The 850-nt window shown below is 67.9% G+C and carries 1 protein-coding gene; it reads right to left on the bottom strand.

The window, feature by feature from the left end:
- A partial coding sequence (locus B2J89_RS21210) for an enoyl-CoA hydratase/isomerase family protein (protein WP_169170817.1) occupies window positions 1–850 on the bottom strand: 850 nt, incomplete at both ends.

Here is an 850-nt window from a genome sequence, read left to right as displayed (position 1 = left end):
CTTGGCCATGGCAGCCGCCGTGAAGCCTTCGGTCAGGAAGGGCAGCAGGTCCTTGCCGGTCGAGGCCTCGGCGTTCTCGGCCGCACGGCGCGCGATGTAGGTCAGGCCGCCGGCGCCGGGCACCAGGCCCACGCCCACTTCGACCAGGCCGATGTAGCTCTCCATGTGCACTACGCGGCGCGCCGAGTGCACGGCCAGCTCGCAGCCACCGCCCAGCGCCAGGCCCCGGATGGCGGACACCACGGGCACGTTGGCATAGCGGATGCGCAGCATGGTCTGCTGCAGCTCTTCCTCGGCCCCCTCGATGGCGCTGACGCCGGCCACCATGAAGGCGGGCAGCATGGCCTGCAGGTCGGCGCCGGCGCTGAAGGGCTCGTCTCCCGACCACACCACCACGCCCGCATAGTCCTTTTCGGCGATGTCCACGGCCATCACCAGGCCCTCGGCCACGTCGGGGCTGATGGCGTGCATCTTGGTCTTGATGCTGGCGATGACGATCTCGTCATCCAAAGTCCACAGGCGGATCGCGTCGTCCTCATGCAGCGTCTTGCCCGCCGTCTTGAAATCGGGCAGCGACTCGCCCAGCAATTTTTCGGGAAAATGCTGCCTGGCGTAGACAGGGAGCGCGCGGCGCGCTACGAATTTGCTAGCAGATGCACTCCACGAGCCTTGCGCTGTGTGCACGCCGCCGGCTTCCGCCACAGGGCCCTTGAACACCCAGTCGGGCAGCGGCGCCTTGCTCAAGGCCTTGCCAGCGGCTATGTCCTCTTGCACCATCTTCGCCACGTCGAGCCAGCCGGCCTCCTGCCACAGCTCGAACGGGCCCTGCTGCAGGCCAAAGCCCCAGCGC

Source organism: Acidovorax sp. SRB_24 (assembly GCF_012931925.1).
This window is presented reverse-complemented; position numbering and strand designations above follow the sequence as displayed.